We start from the raw sequence: 20,880 nt of genomic DNA on the forward strand, positions 1-20,880 counted from the left end.
TTATTTTAATAAATAACATTAATTATTATGATAAATATACATCTCACTTATGAAACGCCATTCTATTTATTTTGATATAAAGTTCCGAGATCCATGGCTAATAGTTAGAAATTAATAGAACCAATATTCATTTATGTGACAAGGTTCAAAGTAAATAGTTTTAACTAATGCAGTGGTGCAGTAATTTTTTTGTTGTATCGTAGGTACGGTCTGGGCTTGAGGCTATTTTGAAAGGGATTTCTTTCGAATCAAATAGTCTTGACGAGGTGGGTGATAATATTGTAAGCGTCACTTAAATAAGAAAATAGATGTCGACCGAATATTTTCTTAACGGTATTATTCGTGGTTTTAATGACTTTTATATAATAACTCTATTTTATGCCATTTCTCAGGGTTTGAATTTGTACAGATTCACCTCAAAGTAGGGAAATACAGGTTTTTTTGATGTGAATTTATTTTTATTTAATATAAGAAAGGATAATGTTTTGGTATTTATTATTTAGACGAAAACACTGATATTTAGCTAAAGCTTAGTGATTCGGGCAATTGAGGGAAGCTAACACGACTGCGGCATCAAGCACCTAAGACATAACCCAAAGCCATTGGCGTTACAGCAAGGCAGCGAGTGAATGCGTCCCGATGAGTCTCTTTATTTTAAGGTCAACGGGCAGTCAGTGATTCGGGCAATTGAGGGAAGCTAACACGGCGGTGGCGTCAAGGGCGCAGGGTAAAGCGAGCTTCAAACTCCTCGCGTGATAACGGCTCCGAAAATAAAAAGCCCTGACCACATCGAATACCGTGTTTGAGTAACCATTGCCGCTGTTCATCTGTCTCGACACCTTCAGCCATCACACGAAGTTTCAGTACGTCTGAAATAGTACTAATAATTCGCGCCATCGCATCATCTTCTGGCAAATGCTTCACAAAGCTTTTATCCAATTTAATGATATCCACTGGCAAGCTTTTCAGGTGGTTGAGATATTGCAGGCTTGAATAGCCGGTACCGAAGTCATCTAAAGCTATCGATAAACCCAGCCCCTGTAACTCACGCAGCAATATGAATGCGTCGTCGAGGTTCTGAATCCGGGCGGTCTCTGTGATTTCCAACACCAATTGGCCAGGGTCAATGTTATAGCGGCTGATAACGGTTTTTAGATGCGTAATGATACTATTGCATTGTATTTGCAAGCCGGAAATATTGACGGCCAATGACAAGCTAATGCCTTGTGTCTTCCAGTCAGCCAGGATGCAGCATGCCTCCTCTAGCACCCAACGGCCAAGCGGCATCATGGCACCACTCTCTTCCGCATCAGGGACAAACTCAGAAGGTAAACGATAACTGCCATCCGCCTGACGCCAGCGTAGCAATGCTTCGGCACCGATAATCCGTTGCTCTTCCATATCCCACTGCGGCTGTAAAAACAGGACGAAATCACGGCGTTCAATTGCCTGCAAAATATCATTTTCCTGCGCCAGTTGCTTTTGCGTTTTATGCAACGAGGGCCTGTCAGTGCTTTGGGTTCGGCTCATATCCGTATAGGCCTCAGCTAGCAGTAGTTGGTTACGATTGTAATTGTGAACCAACATACCCAGTTCATCATCCTGATGATGGGCCGGTAAACTCAGTTGGTGATTCAGTACGCCTTGCTGGCCAATCTTTTCCAGTTCTTTTGCCATCGCCCGCAATGGATGAATAATCAAGCGATTAATACACCAAGCGATGGAGACCGAGAGTACCAATGCCAGCAGTAAATAAGTCGAGAGCATTGCCGATAAAGTGCTCAGGATAAACTGATACATGCGATACGAGTCCACACGTAACACCAAATGTGCCAATGGTTGCGGATTAGCAGAGACTCGCTCCAGTGAATACAGCGGTACCGTTATCTGAACGGGCAGAGAAAAAATACGCTTGGCCCAGCGAGGGACTGGCCGCTCAGTAGGGAAACTTGCGTGCAACACTTGAATTTGATTCGGCAGAATCACATCGGCACGGCTAAGAATGCCAATGGGCAGTAAGTTATTGAGGATTTTTTTGGCTTGTGGAATATCAACACTCAAGATTGCTTCAGACAGCGGCTGGCGGACAGAATAGGCGATACTCTCCAACTGCCTGGCGTAGTCATCTTTGCGCTGCTGCACAAAGTGGAACAACTGAATGACGATAAAGATACAAATGGTGACCAGCGCAACAACTGCTACTGCCGCCATTTGCTTAATCGTTAATGAACGCCTTACCCGCAAACTCACTCCCACCCATTCCGACTGAATAAAATAAAATGGTTGCCACAGTGATGCGGCGACTCATCGATGCTGTCCGAGTATACTCGATCGCCCTGAGATTTTATCTTGCGAAACTAAACCGGTTGGGAAGAATACCGTGGGTTTCGGTCTTTTCCTATCAAGATCGCAACTTCAAAGTGCTATTAAACACGATGAAGTTGCTTTTTTATGCAAATAAACGCCACTGCGGTTACTTAAAGTCTGCGTAAGGCACTAACGGCTGAGGCGGCATGTCCAAATCACCTTGCCACCCCGCCATGGAGTAGCGCAGGTAAATCAGCGCATGACTTGGGGTATAATCTTTGGCTTGCTGGATATCGACTCCGGCCCCCAGTGTCCAATGCGAACTCAGACGGCGTTCAATCAACGCTCGTAAGGTGTAGCCCACACCATTACTGCTGTCACCATAATCAAGATCATTCCGATCTGAGATACTCTTAATACTGTTGTTCAATAGACTTTGCAAAGGGTAACGTGCGCGATCATTGGTGGCGGAATGTGAAACCGATACTGACCCACCCAACTCCCAAGACCAGTTATCTGTCCGCTGCCGATAGTTTACCGGAATAGCCAGTGACAGATATTTTTGCGGGCTGTAATACCCGCCCTGACCTAGAGTGTAGCCACTGAGATCTTTTTGGTAATGCCACCACATGCCATTCAACCCGACAGTCAAACGGCGGTTATCTTCATTGATTAGCTTATAATAATAGCCGGTCATAAAGCGCAGTCGCTGGTTGTCGGCCACATTTTGCCCGGTCAGATAATGATAACTTAAATCACTCCAGACCCCATTAGCCTCACCCCGGTCATAACTGGCCCCCAAGCTGACGCCGCTGGCACGAACGCCGCCCCAAGTAACATTGGTATTGGGATCACGCGTTCCGGCAAAGGCCAGTAACGAGCTGGATAGCGGCCGCCGTGACGCCGTTGCCGTCCAGCCAATATGGTTCCAGCTGTTGCTGTATGCCAAGCCGCCGACCACATCGACCACCTCAAATCCCATCGGGGTAGTACCAATATCCGTGGCCCAATGCTCATTTTGCCACCCCATTGCGATACTGGTGCCACTCGCGCGCTGGCGAATATCACCCTCGCATCCGGCCTTATAACAAGTACCGAACTTCTCGTTATATACACCCTTTGTATTCGCAAATGTGCTGGCATTCATCTCAATGATGTCACTACGGAAAAAAGCGCGGCCATCTGCAAGCGGTGTGTCGACTTGAGCCATGGTATTAAACGCGCTCAGATCAGAGACCCCTCCTGTACCACTAGATCCCCAATAATCCTGATCCAATGTGACGCGGGTATCCTGCTGGCGATACAGATCCGCAGCATCAGCACGGATGCCGCGTTTAAGCCAATCATCCGTGGCCTGATTACGTGTGAGCAAGGTATAATTGTCATTGTCTGCCGGAAGTTGCGGCGCAATGCTGCTGGCCACCATCGCCTGCTTGAAATCATCTTGCGCGGCAGCCGGTTGCCCTTGTGATTGCGCCAGCCGAGCCGAGTCACGGAACACCAGTGCGTTATCCTGCGACGGGGCACCTTTAGCGGCAGCGGGTTTCAGCCGCTGGAAAATATCTGCCGCTTTTTGCGGCTCACCCACGCCACTCCAGGCGTTGGCGACCCGCCGTTGGGTGTTTAAAGTGGCCCCTTCGCCCGTCAAAGGCTCAATTTGAAGGTGCTGACGCGCATCGCTGAGTCGGCCTTCAGCAATATAGGCCTCAATTTCACCCAACCGTGCATCAGGGTTTTGTGGTTCACGCGCCCGGATACGTTGATAGCCCGCTAGCGCTTCACTGTAATCGCCGCGTTCCAGCGCCCAATCGGCCAGTGTCAGGTCAATTTGTGTATTCGCAGGTTGCTGATGTAATGCCGTTATCGCACCCGTTTCATCACCACTGGCCCGCAGTTGGCGAGCCAATGTCAGCACTTGATCCAATTTCAAGCGCTGATCTAATTCACGAATATTATCATTCCAGAGTGCCGTTGGCAGCGTGGCGAGGTGCGCCAATGCCTGGCTATCTCGCTCAGTGCTGGAAAGGAAAAGCGCATAAGCATACACCTGCTCTGGGTCACCCGGTTTACGGCTAGCCAATTGGTGGAACTCTGCATCCGCTTGCGCCGAATGGCCGTCTTGTGCCAATGCTTGTGCCAACCGGTAAGTTATCCAGACATCATCCGGCGCCATCTTTTGCGCCTGCCGGTATTTCTCTGCCGCTTGATGCCACTGTTGCTGTGCTGCCAACGTTTCAGCCTGCTGTTTCAGCATATCCAATTGCAGGCCATTGAGTGTGTCACGCATTTTGGCCTGTTGGCTGCGCGGCAAGTTATTCAGGTAATTGAGTGCTTTTTGCGGTGATTCACGTTGATAGATATTTGCCAGGCCACGCACCGCGCTGCTGTTGGTTGGATCCAGACGCAATGCCTGCTGATAATGCTGCTCGGCGCTTTTATCATCATGACGGGCCACTGCCACATCACCCAAACCAATCAATGCATAGCTGTCGTTGCCATCTATTTGACGCGCCTGCTGATATTTCTGCTGCGCCAGTGTGGTATTACCGGCTTTCAACGCTTTATCACCTTCATCATTCAGCAGCCAGTAACGGTTGGTCTTGATCAAACTGGCCCATTTATCGCTCTTTAGGCCGTCTTTATCTGATTTTTGTGCCTGTTCAAACAACCGCAAAGCCTGGGTACGATCTCCAGCACGGGCATAGGCCAGCCCCAGCGCGCCCAGAATTTCTGGGTCATTGGGGCTGGCCGCCAATGCTTGTTTCAATGCCGGTATCGCGGCGGTTCCCCCACCACTGTCTACTTTTGCCAGCCCGCTTAACCGCGCCTGGTAGGTTGGGTCGGCCAACATCGCTTGCTGATTAGCCAACTCTTTGCGAGCAATATCAGCTTGAGGGCCAGTTGAAAACACATCAAGGAAATGAGCCAATGCAGCGACACTTTGCGGACTTACCGTCATCGTTTTGATGGTGTCCATCCACAAATCGGCGGCATCTGACGTTCCCGTCGGGTCCGCAGCCACTTTCTCCAACATCGCGTAGCCAAGTTCGGCCTTTTGTTGGCTGAAATACATGCGCGCCAGTGCTATTCTCAGGGCAACATTCCCGGGATATTGTTGGTCCAGCGCAGCCAATTTTTGGGTAGCCAGCGCTTCCTGACCCGGCAACCGCGCCACCATCCGCCAATACTCAACCGCCAGATCCAGTGTGGGTGGATTCCCTTGCAGCAACTGATCGTATTTAACTTTAGCTTCAGCGACCCGCCCTGCCGTTGCCAGCAGACGCGCCTCCTGCAACTGTTGGCGCACCTCAGGCTTTGTCATGGCCAACATCAGTTTAGCGCGACGATACACGTCAGAATCAGGTGCCAATTGTTGCAATTTATCGAGCTGTTTTTGCGCTTGCTCCAGATTCCCTTGCCGAAGCGCCTGACGTATTCCTGCCGCAATAACATCCGGATTATTCGGTTCCATCGTGTTTAGGCGATACAGTGACTGCTTAACCAACTCATCTTTATTGGTCGCTTCTCCCAATCGTACCTGTTCGAGTAAAAACTGGGTTGGCGAGACCGATTCGGCCCCCCGTGCTATCCCAATAAAGGCTTGAGGCAATAACGCCAGGCTTAGCAGCCAGTTTATTTTAATGTTGCGCATTGACTGTTCCATGAGGGCTGAAGCTCACCCTGACGATTAAAGCTATAACGATGTTGTGCCCATCCCTGACCATACAGTGTCAGCACCGCACTGTAGTAAGCATCGGCTCCCGGAGGTGAATCTTGTACCCGTTTTTGTTGTTGGCTAAACGCCTGCTGATTAAACGGTGCGGGACTGCTGGCTAAAAACGGCAATAATGCCGCCGAAAAACCAACCGGCCCATCGCCTGTTGTTTTGCCGGTCAGAGTATCGACCTTTTCCGGTGGCAAACCTTGCTGCTGAGTGACTTCCGCCATCGGTTGGAAGCGCTTGATGAGTGCTGCCTTTTGCGGGCTGTTATTGGATAACATTCCGGCCCATAAGTAAGCACGAACTGCATCATAACTGCCCAGATTTGGGTGCGTTTCATCCGGCTGCCAGCCTTTATCTTTTTGCCACACCACCCAGTCAGGGCTGAAACCATGCGGTGCGGTTTCCAACCATAGCCGTTGATTGGTTTTCTCCATGGTTTTCCACGGCCCGGCAAAGGAGGCAAAACGCGCCAGCAATTGTGGTGGCAGATAGCTTGGATTGAGTCGCCAACGGTCTTCATTATTAAAGCCAATTTTGCCCGGTAATAACATTTCCCCCAGGCCTGGAATATCCGCCACTTCTTCTTTGGCGATGCGTTGCAACAGCAACGTTCCCATGGTCTGGTAACGGCGGGTCTCCCACAATCGGCCAGCCTCTAATAAGCTGTAAGCAATCCATAAATCGGCATCAGAGGCCGAGTTTGGGTCGAGAATATCCCAGCTATGCTCATTGCGTTGCCCCCATAACCATGCGGGCAGACGGGCCGTTAAATCTCCCGCCGACAAATTATTTTCAGTCCAGGTGAGTAATCGATCGAATGTTTCGCGATCGTCAGCCACCAGCGCAAAAAACAGTCCGTAACTTTGCCCCTCCGACGTGGTTATTTGCCGCGGGTTACTGGGGTCAATAACTCGCCCCGCCTCACTGATATAGTGTTGTTTGAACTGCTGCCATGCTGGCCAATCACAAGCGGCTGCGGTACCAAAACTGGTCAGCAGCAGCAGGATACAGACCAGCCGTTTAAACATCACGACCATCAGAATTAATCTCTCTCATCAGGTGATAACCGGCGACGACTAATCAGGCGTAACAAGCGCCAGGCCATCATTGCAGCAATCACCACGACTAATACCGCGACACCCGCCAACAGAACCGGATGGGTAGATAAGCTGTGCCAGATGCGCTCCCACCATGGCAAATGGCCGACATCATAGGTGTCGCCAACACGCAGGCTGTTAACACCCGACTCACGGATAACCGCAACCGAGCCAAACACCGCCTCACGTTTGCCGCTGTCGAGCAACGCATTATTCAGTAAACCGTAGCCATGCGGACTGTCAGCCAATAACGCCACAATACTGCGCTGCGGGAAGTTAGGTGACTGCACGCCGATAATCGCCGACATCGCCCCTTCAGAACTGACGGTTGCTTTGCTATCCGCCACCCTATCTGAAGCGGGGGCCATCATATCCGGCAAGCCCGTTTGGCGATTGGGCATTTTTACCCAGCTCTGGGTTTGATCCACCAGCAGGTTAATCTTCTGGTCATCACGTAATTCTGGCGGAATGGTTCCGATAATCAGCACATCGACATCTTTGTCTTTCGCCTGTGACCAGTCATCGGTGATGTTGATACCCACCGCTGGATAACCGACTTGCGCCCCGATATTCCCTATAGTATTCAACAAGGTAGTCAGCTGTGATGGCGCAGGTTTCGGCGGCACCAAGACCAAGGTTTCGGAGAGATCCGCCATGCGACTGAATGGGAAGCCGGCATTAGCAAATGCCCGCAAATCTGGCATTTCCATAAAGTGGCGGTAACCGGAGAAATCGATAGTGGAATTACCATCAATCACCGCGTGGTTTGGCGCGGTAGAGTAGGTTTCACAGCGCCCTTCCGCGCCGCTTGCCAGCAAGGTACTGTAGTCAAAATCAAAGCGTAACTGGTTGGTGGCCCCCAGTTTCAATGCCGGAATGGTCAACCGCTTGGCAGAGTCTTGTAAGCCTTGCAGTAATGGCAGACGCAGGATCTTACTGTCTTCCGGCGTATTCGGCGACAGCGGGTAGTCCTGCACAAATTGATTATTCAGGCTGATACTTAAGCGGGAGCCATCCATCAGACGCGTTGAGGTGTAACGATATTTCAAACGCATATCAATGCCCGCACTGCGGATCAAGAACAAATCCGGTGGCAGGTTCAGCGATAATGAAATCGGCGGCGGCAACAAACCGGTGGTTTGTAGTTGATCCGGATATTGCTGTAATTCAGCAAAGGTCATTGGCCGGTCGGTACGCACCCAATTTGGCGCATCATAAGGCTGGCGCGGTGCCAATTGCTCGACTTTATCTACCGTCACATTTTGGCCACGGAACAGGACATTACCTTGTGCTATCCCCTGTGCCGCCGTGATCAAGTCATTATCATCGCGCCCCAAAATCAGTAGCAGCTTCACATACGGGTTATCCGGATGACTGATAATTTCCACCGTCGGTGCTTTGACCGGCGGGTAATCTTTCAAAAAATCAGGGCGCTGGGTGTTGGTCGCAAAGACCACGGCATGCTGAGCCGGCAGCTGATTATACAAAACCGGGAAGTTCTGCCCACGCCATTGCGCTTTGTCACCAAACCACGATGCCAAAATAGAAGCCGCGCGTTGCTGCGCCACATCCGGTGCGGCGGCAAAAACCACCGGTAAGCTGAGCGGACGATTATCCCGTGCATCAAAGAAAGGTTCAGGGAAATGAGACAAATCATTTTTGACGGACAGTGATTGATAGCGCAAATCCAACGAGCTGGATTTGCTGATATCCAGCCACAGTGTATTGCTGGCCGGATTCTCACAAATGTTTTGATAGTGACCCACAAACACTAACCGCAGCCGGTTGAAATCACTGATATAAAGAGGATTAATCGGCAGCTGGAACCGCGTTGGTTTACCCAATTGGTCCTTAGTGATTGCCGTGACACCCATCAGTTCATCATTCAGAAAAACTTTGACCTGTGATTCCACCGGGATAAGGGAAGGTGATGGTGTAAATTCGAGGTTTAACATAGCATTAGTGACAACTTCATCACTGCGCACGCCGAATTCAATCACCCCTTCTGGATTAGTACCGCGCAAGGCGAATGTCCCCGGTGGCGGGGCAATTTTGGCAAAAGTGTAAGCCACATCGCGAACAGGCACATTGGGCAATGCCGCTGGGGCGGCAGGTGCTAAATCCACTGTTGCAGCAGCAGTCGCCGAGGCCGCCGATTGAAGCGACGGAACTGCTGGTGTTTCGGCATGGGTGAATGGTGCCAAACCCAAAGCCAGTGCGGTAAACCAGGTTATTTTTCTCGTCATCATATCATCATCAATGTTGAGCCACTGTCTGGCCCTGGCTACTCGGAGCCTGATTTTTATCCACGCCATGGGGTACAAACGATGCAATCCAGGCAATCAGGGAGGTAAATCCTATCAATACATTTCGAATCACTGGTGGAGCATAGCTGGCCATACGAACATAGCCTCTAAAGCCCAGCGCCAAAACATCGCGCAGGCTTTCAATCGGTTTATCTTCTGGGAAGCCGTCCTGCCACAGCGCCCACGTGTCAGCACGAGCAAAAGTACACTGTATAAAATCAATATGTTGGGACACACTGAGTTGATGCATCCGCATCCCGACTTTGGTCCCAAAGGCACGGGTGACTTCACACGGGAAGGTATATTCCTGCGCGCCGCGTTTAAGCAGCAGATGCACCGCTTCACCATCTTTCAGTAACCCGGCTTCGCGCATTTCAATTCCCACCCCACCATCGGAATAGTCGCGCAGGGTACAGGAGAATAAGTGGCCATCAGCACGCGCCACGGCGGCGGGCATGGCAATCTCGACGCGGTGGGATTGGCGGACTTGTTTGGCTTCAACCGCCACCGCTACAGCCCCGCCTAAAATCGTCATATTATAAATAACCCACACCAGGCTAATGACCACAGTCATGATTTCTGTCGTCGGGCCATAACCTAAGCGCCACAAACCCGCAATCAAACCGGCCAGATTCAGCAGGACCAGCGCCATATAAGGGCGGGTTATCACCCAATCCACATGCTGCTCTTCGACCAACCCACCTTTCGCCGTGACATTAAACGTCCCTTTGTGGGGGTTGAGCAGCGCCACGGTGGTCGGGCGAGCAATATACCAGGCCAACACCGTTTCATAGATTTCACTCCAGAATGAGTGGCGATATTTACCCTGTAGGCGGGAGTTGGTTAGGCTGGCGTGAATCATATGTGGCAGCACATAAAGTGCAATGGCCAGAGCTGGCGCAAAAATGATGTAAGCATGCAGCAGCAGGAATGCCAGCGGGGCGGTCAGGAAGATCAAGCGCGGAATGCCGGATAAGAAGTGCAACATGGCGTTGGCATAACACAAGCGCTGGACAAATTTTAACCCTTTGCCCAGCAGCGGGTTATCCAGCCGGAAGATTTGCACCATGCCACGCGCCCAGCGGATGCGCTGCCCAATATGTGCTGACAAACTTTCGGTTGCTAACCCGGCCGCCTGCGGAATACGAATATAAGCCGATGTATAACCTTTGCGGTGTAGACGCAATGAGGTATGGGCATCTTCGGTGACGGTCTCCACCGCGATCCCTCCGACCTCATCTAGCGCACTGCGGCGCAATACCGCGCAGGAGCCACAGAAGAAAGTCGCATCCCACATATCATTACCGTCTTGTACCAAGCCGTAGAATAACGTGCCTTCATTGGGGGTTTGACGAAAACGCCCCAGATTGCGCTCAAAGGGGTCGGGCGAGAAAAAGTGATGCGGCGTCTGAATCATGCCGAGCTTTTTATCTTTAAAGAACCAGCCGACAGTCAGTTGCAGGAAAGAGCGGGTGGGCACGTGGTCGCAGTCAAAGATAGCGACAAACTCACCGGTGGCCTGCTTCAGCGCATTATTGATATTACCGGCTTTGGCGTGCTCATGAGTAGGGCGAGCAATGTAGTGCACCCCCACTTCTGCGGCGAATGCTTTAAATGCGGGCCGGTTACCATCATCCAGAATATAGATATTGATTTTATCTTTCGGCCAATCAATACCCAGCGCGGCATAAATGGTCGGTTTCACCACGCCGAGGTCTTCGTTATAAGTCGGTACCATCAAATCAATGGTTGGCCAGCTATTGATATCTTCCGGCATCGGCACCGGTTGGCGATTTAGTGGCCAAATAGTCTGGAAATAGCCCAACACCAATACCACCCAAGCATAAGTTTCGGCTAACAATAATAATAAACCGCACACCAGACTGACGGGGTCATCCCAGTTAAGGGTTTCGGTGTAACGCCACCATAAGTAGCGGCAGGAAACCGTTAACGACAGCACAATCAGCATCAGGGTCGGCAAGCGCCCCGGCACTCGCCGCACCACCATAGCAATGGCCCACAGCAACAATACAAACACGAATTGCGCCATCATGCCAAATGGCTGTGAGATACACAGCAGGGCTAAAATACCAGTGAAAATACCCAAAATAATAAACAGGATACGGCGAGTACGCTTCGAAAGCTGGCTTAATCGGCTGGCGACTGATTTCTCTATTCGCTGCATTTCAAAGCGCTGTGGAACATTCCCCAACCAACTGATATACCCCTGTCGTTTGTTTTTCACCCAGCCCTTGCCAGCCGCCGCAGGTTGGCGTTTTTTATCATGATCAGATTGCGGGCGAATTAATAACAGCCACAACCCTTGCAGCAGATAACGTAAACCATCACCCAAACGTGGGCGATTCGGTGAAATTTGTGGGAACCAGTAAGTGCGGTGTTGTATCACACTCTGCCAACTGGGGGATTCGAGACGCAGGAAAATCCAGCACAACGGGAGCGCCATTGTGGTGAGAAAAGCCGTGAGCACAGTGCAGCCTTGCTGCATATAGAGATGATAGCGGCGGCGCATCCCTTGATAAACCGGGGTCAGGAATAACATCCGCATCAGGCGATTCATAGACCACTTTCCGCGATATTAATTAAGCACCAGTTTGCCAATGTTATCATCTCTTCTGCCGCCAGGCTTTGCGCGCTGTATTCACCCAATGGCTGCTTGGCTGCAAATGCTTCGGCCATTGCTTCATCGCGATGAATAAATATGGGTAATAAGCTATCCAGACTTTGCAACCAGAGCTGATGCAAATCCTGTTGTAAACCGCTGCTGGCAGAGAACTGATTAAGCAGAAAATGGCACCCGGCAGGTAAATTTTGCTGATGCAGGCGGATATGGCAACTGGCATCCGCATGAATCAGAATCAGTATTTGATCAGCCAGTGCCAATGCTTGACGGGTGAATACGCTATCACCGGCGGGGATATCCAACAGAATCCAGCGATAGCTCGCATTGACCAGCAGGCGGGACAGGTTCTCCTGCCATTGGCGAGGATGTTGCTGCAAAGATAGGCTAAGTTGTTCATTTTCAGTTTGAGTTAATTGGCCGAACGGTAAGAAATCCAGCTTCTCGGTATAGCGCATCGCCCCTTGCTGCCAGCCTTCGCCATCCACTTCAGCTCTAGCCCAACCACGGGATTGCTCAAAATTCATGTTGAAGTGCAATCGCAGTAAATTATCCGGTGAAAAATCGATCACCAAAACCGACTCATTCAGTTGCTGTAACGCCCATGCCAGAGCCGCAGTGACCGATGTGGTACCAATGCCCCCTCTCACTCCTTGTAACGCCAAGACCGGCATAGACTATTCACTCCCTGCGGATTGCGCCAATTCGGCTAATAATGGCCAGCGAGCCATCATTTGAGTTAATCGCTCCTGACGGACAATATCGATATAACTTAACGTGGGTAATGAGAAAGCCTGACTTAATGCTAGTAGATCATCCTGAGCTTCAAGTGACGTTTTCTCATGAAAGCGATTTATTATAGTCTTCATTTATCCGCCTTTAGAAAATAGGCTATGGTAATTAAGTATAACAATGACAGGAGTATACTTTCTCCCTATAAGGTGAGTCTTAGATTAATATCAAGGCAAGGACATTGGTTAATACTTATTGCAATGTTACAATTGTTCTTTGAATTTATCCAGTCATTGGCCCAATAGCACTTTAACGAAAGCAGATAAAGAATCTATGTCACGATCTTTCTCATTAGGTGTTCGAAAAATCTGGGATGAATTAGCCGTAATGCAGGCTCCCGGGTTCTATTGGGTCAATATTGAACGTCAAGTTGATGCCAATTTATTTTGCCAGCAACTTATTCGTAGCCAATCTGAAAATACCCGCGCGGCATTGATTTGTTCAGGGCAAAAACCGGAAAGTCTCCTGAGTCAGATTGCCCATTCTGGCCCCAAGAAATTACCGCTATTTACCTTACCTGCTCAAAAAAACGCCTTAAAATATTTAACCCAAGATTTAATGCGCTCGCTGCGCCCACAACAGCGACTCTTCATTCTGTTTGCGCCCGCGAATCTGTGGCAAACCTTTACCAGCGAAGAGATGCAACAGTGGCTTCAGCATATTCAGCAATGGCTGGAGGCCCAGAACTGCACATTACTGGTGATTTGTCATAGCACTGGCATTAATAAAGTCAAAAATCAGTTGGTCAGTCAGCACCGCTACTTACAAGGCTTAGCTAGCCTGCAATGGCAGCAGGATAACGCGCAATATGTGGTTGCCTGGTGGAATACGGCAAAAGGGGTGACCGCCAACCAATTAGTGTTGCTCGAAGCCGATGAACAAGGCTGGAGCATGGCAGATGAAGTCCAGCAAGCCCTACCTCAATCACGCAATGATGAGCATCTGTATTTAGCCGAAACCAGCATTCTGGAAGGCGCACCGCCCCTTTCTACCCACTGGCAATTACTGGAATCCAATACCTCTCTGGCTCAACGGGCAATGACGGCGCACGCCGCAACACTCATTTTTGCGCTGAATCAGAGTGAGCAAATTGATGAAATGGCGCATCAAATCCACAACATACGCCGTCAACGCGGGAATACTGTAAAAATTGTGGTCCGCGAAATGCACGCCAGCTTGCGCTACAGTGATGAGCGCTTGTTACTGGCCTGCGGGGCCAATCTGATTGTGCCCCATGTTGCACCATTATCACGTTTTCTGACGATGCTGGAAGGGATTCAGGAGCAGCGCTTCTCACGCCATGTGCCGGAAGACATCAATGCATTACTGGAAGCATTGCGCCCTCTTCAGCTTAAAGGCTATCTGCCCCCCGCGGAGTTCTGCCAATCTGTGTTGCAGTTAATGAACAACACCTTGTTACCGGAAAACGGCAAAGGTGTACTGGTAGCGCTGCGGGCAGTGCCGGGGCTACAGGCGCGTCAGGCACTGACACTGTGCCATTTGCGCCGCTATGGTGATGTGGTAACGGTATCTGATAACCGGTTGTTATTATTCCTTTCTACCTGTCGTATCAATGATTTAGACACAGCGCTAAGTCATATTTTCCGTTTACCGGTAGCCGAAGCATTCAGTAACCGCCTTGTGTGGTATCAGGATCAAGAAATCATCGCTGAGATTAACCGCATGATAAATACTCCCGAGGCATGGCAGGCCGCGGGTGATAGAAAGACTTATCAACAAAAAGTTGATGTGCCAGAGCAAGCTGCACACGCTCGGCGCACACCCGTGCCATTGACACTGGCTACCGGCAACCGTCAGGAGACCCCCAATGAATCTCAATGATATTTGGCAAATTCTATTGCTGGGGGCCATCATTTTTTTCCCGCTGGGCTATGTAGCCCGCCGCTGGTTTCCGCGGTGGTGGGAGAAAAAGCAGCATTTATTCTTATCCGCGCGCTATTTAAAATCAGAAGGGATCTGGTTGCGTGATGGCTCATCTTCACAGACTAAGAAATAACCATGAACGCAAAAAATAAACAGCAAGAATCGCAGAGCCCATGGCGCTATTGGCGCGGCCTGGGCGCATGGAACTACTACTTTCTGCTCAAATTTGCCCTACTGTGGTTTGGTTACCTGAACTTCCACCCGCTGGCAAACCTGGTGTTTCTTGCCTTTCTGCTGTTCCCGATCCCAGCTTATCGTGTCCACCGCTGGCGTCATTGGCTAGCCATACCTATTGGTATCGGTCTGCTTTATCACGATACCTGGCTGCCTGGCATCAACAGCATCATGAGCCAAGGCTCGCAGGTTACGGGCTTTAGTTTCAGTTATGTTATTGAATTGCTTAGCCGTTTTATTAACTGGGCCATGATAGGAACAGCTTTCGTCATTCTGGTAGGCTACCTGTTTATTTCACAATGGATTCGCGTCACCGTTTTTGTCGTTGCCGCCATGATTTGGTTGAATATCGCCGGTATTGCCGGGCCAGCATTTTCTCTGGCCCCCACCGTGGAGACGGCAACGACAGCCGTGCCCGCGAGCACAGCTCAACCCTCAGCTGCGGGGAACAACCCTGTTGAAGCGGGTGGGCCGCCAACCGACGCAAATCTGACCGCTCATTTGAATGCCTTTTATGAGCAGGAAAAAACTCGCCGCACAACATTCCCGGCCTCACTGCCAGGTGACGCGCAACCATTTGATTTATTAGTTATTAATATCTGCTCGCTGTCATGGTCAGATATTGAGGCCATTCAACTGGATAAACACCCGCTGTGGAGCAAGTTTGATATTCTGTTCAAAAACTTCAACTCAGCCACTGCCTACAGTGGCCCGGCGTCTATCCGTCTGTTACGCGCCAGCTGTGGCCAGTCATCACACAAAGACCTGTATCAGCCCCAAGACCAACAGTGCTATCTATTTGATAACTTAGCTAAACTTGGGTTTACCTCCCAGTTGATGATGGATCACTCTGGTGTCTTTGGTAATTATCTGCAAAACATCCAAGATGATGGCAATATGCATGCGCCGATGATGTCGCAAAATGGGATAAGTAACCAGTTGGCGTCCTTTGATGGCGAGCCGATTTACAACGATTTGGAACTGCTGAATCGTTGGCTCGAGCAGCAAAAGAAAGGCGGCGATGCCCGGAGTGCAACGTTCATGAATATCATCCCGTTACATGATGGTAATCGTTTCGTCGGTACCAATAAAACGGCGGATTATCGTACGCGTGCCCAAACCCTGTTTGACCAGTTGAACACCTTCCTCGAAGAGTTGGAGAAGTCCGGTCGGAAAGTCATGGTGGTCGTCGTACCAGAGCACGGAGCCGCCTTGGTTGGCGATAAAATGCAGATGTCTGGTCTGCGCGATATCCCAAGCCCTAGCATCACCCATATCCCAGTGGGGATTAAATTAATCGGTATGAAAGCGCCACAACCCGCCAGCCCGGTGGTTGTCAGCGCACCAAGCAGCTATCTGGCGATTTCTGAATTGGTGTCACGCATGGTGGATGGCAAAGTGTTTACCACCTCAAGTGTAGATTGGCAGACTCTGACGCAAGGTTTACCAGAGACCGCAGTAATATCAGAAAATGATAATGCTATTGTGATGCAATATCAGGGCAAACCCTATATTCGGCTAAATGGCGGTGATTGGGTACCTTATCCCCAATAATGCGGATGATATTACCCGTTTTCATTTGTTATCAAAAGAGTGCATTTAATGCACTCTTTTTTTATTAATACTCAAATAGGTCATCTTGGGCGCAATATCCTGATACTAATAAAGGGAAATTAATTAATGGGTAGAATATTTTCGTTATAGTGCAAATAATATTGAGTATTTATTGAGGAGAAGTGTGACCCGTATCATTTTAAACCCACACTTTGACTCCCATTATAAATACCACTTATGGTGTTATTTCATTTTCACATCATTCATACATAAATAATTTACTGACTCATATTTATGAGCTACAAGCAATCGCCCTATTTATGTTAAATAAAAAACGCCGGATATCCGGCGTTTCTAATAGAGGCTATATGGCTTTATTTCAGCGTTAACTGGCTTTTTCTGCTTCATCCTGATCAATAGCAAAACAAGCTACCATTTGGTCGCCATATTTCTTCAGTTGCGGCTGTAACTGAGTACAAGTACCAAATGCCCGGCGGCAACGCGCATTAAACGCACAACCTGGCGGTGGGCTCATTGGGCTCGGCAATTCACCGGTCAATTTGATACGCTCGCGGCGCATATCCGGATTCAGCCGTGGCGTGGCAGATAACAAGGCTTGCGTATAAGGGTGACGCGGGTTATTGAAAATGGCCTCTTTACTGCCTTTTTCAACACAACGCCCCAGATACATCACCATCACTTCATCGGCAATATGTTCAACCACTGACAAGTCATGGGAGATAAAGACATACGACAAACCCAGTTCTTGCTGTAAATCCATCATCAGGTTCAATACCTGCGCCCGTACTGACACATCCAGTGCTGAGACCGGTTCATCGGCAATCACCACATCCGGGTTCAACATCAACCCGCGCGCAATGGCGATACGCTGGCGCTGACCACCGGAGAACATATGTGGATAGCGGTCATAATGCTCGGTTTTCAGCCCGACTTTTGCCATCATCGCCAATGTTTTTTCGCGGCGCTCTTTGCTGCTCAGTTTAGTATTGATTTGCAGCGGTTCTTCCAGAATTTGCCCCACTTTCTTACGCGGGTTCAGGGAACCATACGGGTTCTGGAACACAATCTGGATTTTCTGCCGCCGCAGCTTCTCAGCACTTTCATCTGGCTTGAGCAGATCCTGACCTTGATAGTAAAGTTCACCACCAGTTGGGATTTCTATCATGGTCAGTAAGCGGCCGAGAGTGGATTTACCGCAACCCGATTCGCCAACTACCGCCAATGTTTTGCCCCGCTCTAAGGTGAATGAAACTCCATCCAGCGCTTTAACCAGGCGCTCAGGTGCAAAGAACCCTTTTTTGACCGGATAGTATTTTTTTAAATCAATGGCTTGCAACAGTGGCTCGGTTGCCTGTGATTCATTTTTCATTTCAGTAGGTTGACTCATAGGGTCGGCCTCCCCGCATCATCGAGCGGCGTATGGCATTTAACCTGACGCCCCGCGGGCCCCAACAGTTCAGGTTCTTCACGGCGGCAGCGATCATTGGCATACGGGCAGCGCGGGTTAAGCAGGCAGCCTTCTGGACGGTCATATTTACCCGGAACCACCCCTGGTAATGATGCCAACCGCGCTTTATCCTGCGCAAATTCCGGTAACGCACGCAACAACGCCTGAGTGTATGGATGGCGTGGCGCACGGAAAATTTCCGATGACTTACCAGTTTCAACCACCTGACCGGCATACATCACAATAATATGATGAGCCGCCTCAGCAACCAATGCCAGGTCATGGGTAATCAGCAACAACGCCATATTTTCGCGCTGCTGTAGTTCCAGCAATAATTCAATAATTTGCGCCTGAATAGTCACATCCAGCGCGGTTGTTGGTTCATCAGCGATCAGTAGTTTTGGCTTACACGCAATGGCCATAGCAATCATCACGCGCTGGCTCATCCCACCGGAAAGCTGGTGCGGATACACATCCAAACGCGACGCCGGATCAGGAATACCCACCAATGTCAGCAAATCCACAGCCCGCTGGTGACGCGTTTTACGATTGCCACCCTGATGCACCTTCAGCGCTTCCATTATCTGGAAACCGACGGTGTAGCATGGGTTAAGACTGGTCATCGGGTCTTGGAAGATCATCGCCACTTCCGCACCCACTAATTGACGCCGCTCTTTTTCAGAAATCTTGGTCAGGTCGCGGCCATTAAACTCCAGCTTATCGGCCATCACTTTTCCGGGATAATCAATCAGCCCCATGATTGCCAATGAACTGACTGATTTACCAGAGCCAGATTCACCGACAATTCCGACCACCTGACCTTGCTCAATGCTGTAACTGATGCGGTCTACCGCTTTGAACGGCGCGCCTTCGTCACCGAAGTGCACCGACAATTTATCTACATTTAAAAGTGCCATCTCTCTCTACCTCTGTTACTGCTTGAGTTTGGGGTCGAGAGCATCACGCAGGCCGTCCCCCATCAGGTTAAACGCCAGAACCGTCAGCAGAATCGCCACACCGGGGAAGGTCACGACCCACCAGGCGCTTTGAGCGAACTGCAACACATCAGAGAGCATGGTGCCCCACTCTGGTGTTGGCGGTTGTGCACCCATGCCGAGGAAGCCAAGAGCGGCCATGTCCAGAATGGCGTTAGAGAAGCCGAGAGAAGCCTGCACGATCAACGGTGCAAGGCAGTTTGGCAAAATATTGATAAACATTTGGCGCATCGCACCCGCACCGGCCACTCTTGAGGCCGTGACGTAGTCGCGATTGACCTCAACCAGCACGGCGGCTCGCGTCAATCGCACGTAGTGCGGCAAAGCGACAAAGGTGAGCGCCAACGAGGCATTCACAATGGAAGGGCCGAATACCGCCACCAACACCAGTGCCAGCAATAGGCTTGGCAGTGCCAGCATGATATCGACCACACGCATGATGATGGCATCGACAATCCCACCGAAATAACCGGCCAGTAAACCGAAAACTACGCCCATCACCAGCGACAGAACCACCACCAGACAACCCACCAACAGCGAGAGGCGAGCACCGTACATCAGGCGGGACAAGACATCGCGGCCCACATCATCGGTACCGAGAATGAATTTCCAACTACCGCCCGCTTCCCAGACCGGGGGTTTTAGCAGTGCATCACGAAATTGCTCTGCAGGCCCGTGTGGGGCAAGCCAGGTAGCACCTGCGGCAATTATTAGCATAATAATGATGTAAAACAGGCCGATTACAGCCCCTTTATTGCGCTTGAAATAGTGCCAAAACTCCTGCAAAGGAGTCATCGGTTTCGGCGCACTTTTTACTGTAGACTCAGTAAGTTGAGACATTCTGCGCCCCTTATTTCTTGTGACGAATACGCGGGTTAACTACGCCATAGAGCACATCTACCAGCAAGTTAACTAAAATAATCATGATCGCGACCAGCAACACCCCACCCTGTACCACCGGGTAATCTCGGCGTTGCAAAGCATCCATCAACCAGCGCCCTAATCCCGGCCAGGAGAAGATGGTTTCCGTCAAAATCGCCCCCGCCAGCATGGTGCCGACCTGCAAGCCAATCACGGTAACCACCGGCAATAAGGCATTGCGCAAGGCATGGACTACAATCACGCGCATCCGGCTCAGGCCTTTGGCGCGCGCGGTACGGATATAATCTTCGCCCAACACTTCCAGCATGGATGAACGGGTCATACGCACGATAACGGCGAGAGGAATGGTGCCTAATACAATCGCGGGCAAAATCATATGCATAACGGCGTCTTTAAAGTCGCCTGGCTCACCCCAAACAAAGGTGTCAATCAGCATAAAGCCGGTCAACGGCAGGCTATCATCGAGGAATACCGTATCACTGACACGCCCCGAGACCGGGGTCAGGTTCCATTGCACCGAAACCAGCATGATAAGCATGATGCCCCACCAGAAGATAGGCATCGAGTAGCCGGTGAGGGAGATCCCCACGGCAGTGTGGTCGAATATTGAACCGCGTTTGACGGCTGCCAACACTCCGACGGGGATACCCACCGCGATAGCAAACAGCATCGCGCAGATCCCCAGTTCCAGTGTCGCTTTAAAGCGGGGAACAAACTCTTCCCAGACAGCAATTCGGCTTTTCAGCGAAATGCCGAGGTCGCCATGTAATACGCCATTCACATAATGGAAGTATTGTTGATAAAGAGGCTTATCCAGCCCCATTTCCGCCATGATTTGAGCATGGCGCTCGGTGGAGATACCGCGTTCCCCGGCCATGATGGTCACCGGGTCGCCCGGGATCATATGAACAAAAGCAAAGGTCAGCAAAGTAATGCCGATAAACGTTGGGATAACTAACCCCAAACGTCGGAGTATGAACTGCAACATATCCCGAACTC

Annotated in this window: 14 protein-coding genes; 3 read left to right on the forward strand and 11 right to left on the reverse strand. The window is 50.3% G+C overall.

Annotated features, from left to right (window positions below):
- Window positions 1–714: 714 nt before the first annotated feature.
- The 7 genes from ACNSO8_RS14015 to bcsR all read right to left on the reverse strand — a co-directional run bounded on the left by ACNSO8_RS14015 (window position 715) and on the right by bcsR (window position 12,941).
- Window positions 715–2,244, reverse strand: a complete 1,530-nt coding sequence (locus tag ACNSO8_RS14015) for an EAL domain-containing protein (RefSeq protein WP_418394987.1) — start codon at window positions 2,242–2,244, stop codon at window positions 715–717.
- 229 nt (window positions 2,245–2,473) lie between these two features.
- Window positions 2,474–5,959: a cellulose synthase complex outer membrane protein BcsC gene (bcsC, locus tag ACNSO8_RS14020; protein WP_418394988.1), complete on the reverse strand. Its 3,486-nt coding sequence runs from the start codon at window positions 5,957–5,959 to the stop codon at window positions 2,474–2,476.
- Window positions 5,941–7,068, reverse strand: coding sequence for a cellulose synthase complex periplasmic endoglucanase BcsZ (gene bcsZ / locus ACNSO8_RS14025; protein ID WP_418394989.1), 1,128 nt, complete (start codon window positions 7,066–7,068; stop codon window positions 5,941–5,943). The genes bcsC and bcsZ overlap by 19 nt, the downstream gene beginning before the upstream one ends.
- 5 nt (window positions 7,069–7,073) lie before the next feature.
- Entirely contained in the window at window positions 7,074–9,374 is a 2,301-nt protein-coding gene (gene bcsB / locus ACNSO8_RS14030) for a cellulose biosynthesis cyclic di-GMP-binding regulatory protein BcsB (protein ID WP_418394990.1), read from the reverse strand.
- A 10-nt stretch (window positions 9,375–9,384) separates the two neighbouring features.
- Window positions 9,385–12,012, reverse strand: a complete 2,628-nt coding sequence (gene bcsA, locus ACNSO8_RS14035; protein WP_418394991.1) for a UDP-forming cellulose synthase catalytic subunit — start codon at window positions 12,010–12,012, stop codon at window positions 9,385–9,387.
- Window positions 12,009–12,746 carry a cellulose biosynthesis protein BcsQ gene (gene bcsQ, locus ACNSO8_RS14040; RefSeq protein ID WP_418394992.1) on the reverse strand — a complete coding sequence of 246 codons (738 nt, stop codon included), beginning with the start codon at window positions 12,744–12,746 and terminating at the stop codon, window positions 12,009–12,011. The genes bcsA and bcsQ overlap by 4 nt, the downstream gene beginning before the upstream one ends.
- 3 nt (window positions 12,747–12,749) lie before the next feature.
- A complete protein-coding gene (gene bcsR / locus ACNSO8_RS14045) occupies window positions 12,750–12,941 on the reverse strand; it encodes a cellulose biosynthesis protein BcsR (protein ID WP_005174893.1) in 192 nt (63 codons plus the stop codon).
- 196 nt (window positions 12,942–13,137) lie between these two features.
- Between bcsR and bcsE the strand changes: the two genes are divergently transcribed.
- From bcsE to bcsG, 3 genes are read left to right on the forward strand one after another with little or no spacing between them, the layout of a single operon-like run.
- On the forward strand, window positions 13,138–14,706 hold the full coding sequence (gene bcsE, locus ACNSO8_RS14050; RefSeq protein ID WP_418394993.1) for a cellulose biosynthesis protein BcsE: 1,569 nt from the start codon (window positions 13,138–13,140) through the stop codon (window positions 14,704–14,706).
- Entirely contained in the window at window positions 14,693–14,881 is a 189-nt protein-coding gene (gene bcsF, locus ACNSO8_RS14055) for a cellulose biosynthesis protein BcsF (protein WP_418394994.1), read from the forward strand. Before bcsE ends, bcsF begins: the two co-directional genes overlap by 14 nt.
- A 2-nt stretch (window positions 14,882–14,883) precedes the next feature.
- Window positions 14,884–16,536, forward strand: a complete 1,653-nt coding sequence (bcsG, locus tag ACNSO8_RS14060; RefSeq protein ID WP_418394995.1) for a cellulose biosynthesis protein BcsG — start codon at window positions 14,884–14,886, stop codon at window positions 16,534–16,536.
- 385 nt (window positions 16,537–16,921) lie between these two features.
- Here the strand turns inward: bcsG and dppF are convergent, their stop codons facing one another.
- Genes dppF through dppB form a run of 4 tightly spaced genes read right to left on the reverse strand, consistent with a single transcriptional unit; the run spans window position 16,922 to window position 20,869 of the window.
- Complete coding sequence (gene dppF / locus ACNSO8_RS14065; protein ID WP_418394996.1) at window positions 16,922–17,926, reverse strand: dipeptide ABC transporter ATP-binding subunit DppF; 1,005 nt, start codon at window positions 17,924–17,926, stop codon at window positions 16,922–16,924.
- 14 nt (window positions 17,927–17,940) lie between these two features.
- A complete protein-coding gene (gene dppD / locus ACNSO8_RS14070; protein ID WP_005174903.1) occupies window positions 17,941–18,921 on the reverse strand; it encodes a dipeptide ABC transporter ATP-binding protein in 981 nt (326 codons plus the stop codon).
- A gap of 15 nt (window positions 18,922–18,936) precedes the next feature.
- A complete protein-coding gene (dppC, locus tag ACNSO8_RS14075; RefSeq protein ID WP_019081649.1) occupies window positions 18,937–19,839 on the reverse strand; it encodes a dipeptide ABC transporter permease DppC in 903 nt (300 codons plus the stop codon).
- A 10-nt stretch (window positions 19,840–19,849) separates the two neighbouring features.
- Entirely contained in the window at window positions 19,850–20,869 is a 1,020-nt protein-coding gene (gene dppB / locus ACNSO8_RS14080) for a dipeptide ABC transporter permease DppB (RefSeq protein WP_005174906.1), read from the reverse strand.
- Window positions 20,870–20,880: the final 11 nt, after the last annotated feature.

It is taken from the genome of Yersinia sp. LJYL362, from assembly GCF_048323875.1.